General features: G+C 59.9%; 3 protein-coding genes. 1 reads left to right on the top strand and 2 read right to left on the bottom strand.

What is annotated here, in order from left to right:
- Positions 1-119 precede the first annotated feature (119 nt).
- Positions 120-737 carry a carbohydrate-binding family 9-like protein gene (locus QZ292_RS10325; RefSeq protein WP_294601263.1) on the bottom strand — a complete coding sequence of 206 codons (618 nt, stop codon included), beginning with the start codon at positions 735-737 and terminating at the stop codon, positions 120-122.
- Positions 730-1833, bottom strand: a complete 1104-nt coding sequence (locus tag QZ292_RS10320) for an aminoglycoside phosphotransferase family protein (protein WP_294601260.1) — start codon at positions 1831-1833, stop codon at positions 730-732. The genes QZ292_RS10325 and QZ292_RS10320 overlap by 8 nt, the downstream gene beginning before the upstream one ends.
- An 86-nt stretch (positions 1834-1919) precedes the next feature.
- Here QZ292_RS10320 and QZ292_RS10315 point away from each other — a divergent pair, with 86 nt between their 5' ends.
- The gene (locus QZ292_RS10315) at positions 1920-2168 is read left to right on the top strand and encodes a hypothetical protein (protein ID WP_294601258.1); all 249 of its coding nucleotides are present in this window, start codon (positions 1920-1922) and stop codon (positions 2166-2168) included.
- Positions 2169-2197: the final 29 nt, after the last annotated feature.

Genomic DNA, 2197 nt, shown 5'->3' with positions numbered 1-2197 from the left:
GTTGAGCTTCGACTGCGCTCGGGCCGCGCGGGCCCCACGTCCCGTGGACGGGCGATGCTTGCGCATCGCTGCGGCAGCCTATACCCTACTCTGTTACCCGCTCTCTGCTCGCACGCCGCTCACGCCTCGAACTCCACCTCGCCGAAGTACTCCGGGACGTGAAAATTCGGTTTCTCTGTCCCGATCGGCCGCCACGACAGGAAGTGCGGCTGCGAAAGATCATCCCCGCACTTGTAGACATTCGCCCGCGCCCACAAGCCGTCCAACGTGCTGAAATCGTGCGCGAAGAACGCCTCCGCCGGAATCTCCGCCTCCAGCGTCCAGCGGTTTTCGCCCCTCCGCTCCCCGAACGGCTCCCCGCCCAGCGACGGACGCCGTACGATCAACCCCATAATCCTCTCATCCGCATGCCGAACATCCGGTTTCGTCTTCCGGAACCCCAGCAGCGCCCGTCCGATGCAGTTGAACTCGAAATTGTAGTACCCCCTCTCGTCGAACGAGATGAAGAACTCCACCGCCGAATCCGTCCACACCGGCCCGTTGTCCTCCGTCACCTTCGCCGCCGTGCACCCCTCCTCGACCTCGAACCGCAGGAGCAGCCGCTTCCCGTCGTGCCCCGCCGCAAACCTCACCCGCGGCGCATACGGATAGTCCGCCGCCCAGTTGTTGCACGCCACCTCCTGCATGGGAAGCTCCGTCAGCGAGCTCCCCGCCTTGATTTTCCGAATCTTAAGCATACTTTTCCAGTGTTTCTTTCACAATCCGCTGCATCTCGGCATACTGCGCCTCCATGCTCTGCAGCAGCCGATACTGCGCCCGCGTGCGCACTAAGTTGTGTTCCGGCGACTTCACCTTGTAGTAGCGGTCTCCGTCGATGTAGTCCATCAGGAACCTCAACACCTGTTCGTAGGTGATATACCGGGCCGAGAAGGCGAGGTATTCCGCCTCCGTCGGCGTCAGGAAAGCGTGCGCCTCAGAGAGATACCCCTCCGTATAAGCCTTGAAAATCGCGATATCCATCGACACCCGTCCGAGATCCGCATCGTCCTCCGCCCCCGTGTTGGTGTACGACCGCATGGCGTCACCGTAGTCGTTGAGACACGTCGCCGAGAGCACCGTATCGAGGTCGATCACGCAGAGCACCTCGCCGGTCTGTTTGTCGAACAGGATATTGTTGATTTTCGTATCGTTATGCGTCACGCGGGTCGGGATGGCCCCCGTCTCGACCAGCGACCAGAATCGCAGCATCTCCTCCCTCCGCTCCTCGATCCACCCGATCTCCCGGGCCACCTCTTTGACGCGCCCCACGCGGTCTTCGGCCACCACAGCGTCCCACTGTTGGAAGCGGTAGCGGATGTTGTGGAATCCGGGCAAAATGTCGGTCAGCGGCTCGCTGAAATCGGCCAACATCGCCTGAAACAGCCCGATCCCCTTTCCCCCTTGAAAAGCGAGTTCCGGGGTGTCAGCCTGCTGATAAGCGGCCGTATCGTCGATAAACTCGCAAGCGGCCCAATATTCGCCCTCCGGATCGCGATAATAGAGTTTCCCGTCGCCGGTCGGCGTGACGGTGAGCGCCTCGCGCCGGGGATCTCCGCCCCGAGCCTCGATCTTGGCTTTGAGGTGGTCGGTCACCCGGCGGATGTTCTCCATCATGGCGGGAATGTCGGTGAAAATATGGCGGTTTTTGCGCTGGAGGATGTAGTTCGGCGTCCCGTTGTCTTCGGTTTCGACCAGAAAAGTGTCGTTGATAAAGCCTTCGCCCAGCGGCCGCACGGTCCTCACCTTGCCTTCGAAGCGAAAGTGCCCGGCAATGGCATTCAAATCGGTATTCATCAGAGAGTTAAGTTGGTTTGGGTTAGTATTTTTCGTTGATTCCGCCCTCGACCTGCCTGCAGCGGTCGGTCGGAGGGTTAAAGATAGTGACTTTTTCGGAAAGACCCTCGCCCACGCGGGGAAAGCGTGTAACCGTCTCACGACGAACCGGGTTCGCCCCGGGCTACCGCGAGAGGAATACGGGCATATCGGGCGGCGACGGTAATTGTGGTTACAGTTGGTCGGCAACGGTCAGCGATATCTTTGGCATAGACTTGGATTTCGGCATGACATGGCTCAATTCCAATGCACTCTTTCGTGCTCACGGTATTCAGTTGCGTTGCCTCTCGGAATAAACGGAAGAACAAGATTCTGCGGCTCGAAG

Origin of the sequence: uncultured Rikenella sp. (genome assembly GCF_910577125.1) — a bacterium.
Taxonomy (GTDB): Bacteria; Bacteroidota; Bacteroidia; order Bacteroidales; family Rikenellaceae; genus Rikenella.
Note: the sequence above shows the minus strand (reverse complement) of the source record. Positions and strands in the feature narration are given on the sequence as shown.

Excerpts from the sequence above, each read along its gene's own strand:
- QZ292_RS10325 (WP_294601263.1), bottom strand. The coding sequence starts at position 737 with ATGCTTAAGATTCGGAAAATCAAGGCGGGGAGCTCGCTGACGGAGCTT.
- QZ292_RS10320 (WP_294601260.1), bottom strand. The coding sequence starts at position 1,833 with ATGAATACCGATTTGAATGCCATTGCCGGGCACTTTCGCTTCGAAGGC.